This window comes from Pseudomonas sp. SIMBA_068 (assembly GCF_046534705.1).
In the GTDB taxonomy this organism is placed as follows: Bacteria; Pseudomonadota; Gammaproteobacteria; order Pseudomonadales; family Pseudomonadaceae; genus Aquipseudomonas; species Aquipseudomonas putida.
Genome location: NZ_JAWRYI010000184.1, coordinates 1 through 338, shown reverse-complemented (window position 1 = coordinate 338; position 338 = coordinate 1). Strand labels below are relative to the sequence as shown.

At 46.7% G+C, this 338-nt stretch carries 1 protein-coding gene; it reads right to left on the bottom strand.

Translation table 11 applies throughout. The features are described from left to right. A partial coding sequence (locus tag SB756_RS28750; protein WP_410912915.1) for a serine hydrolase occupies positions 1 to 338 on the bottom strand: 338 nt, incomplete at both ends.

Below are 338 nucleotides of genomic sequence, written 5' to 3'. Positions count from 1 at the left end.
ATCCGTAAGATGCTTTTCTGTGACTGGTGAGTACTCAACCAAGTCATTCTGAGAATAGTGTATGCGGCGACCGAGTTGCTCTTGCCCGGCGTCAATACGGGATAATACCGCGCCACATAGCAGAACTTTAAAAGTGCTCATCATTGGAAAACGTTCTTCGGGGCGAAAACTCTCAAGGATCTTACCGCTGTTGAGATCCAGTTCGATGTAACCCACTCGTGCACCCAACTGATCTTCAGCATCTTTTACTTTCACCAGCGTTTCTGGGTGAGCAAAAACAGGAAGGCAAAATGCCGCAAAAAAGGGAATAAGGGCGACACGGAAATGTTGAATACTCA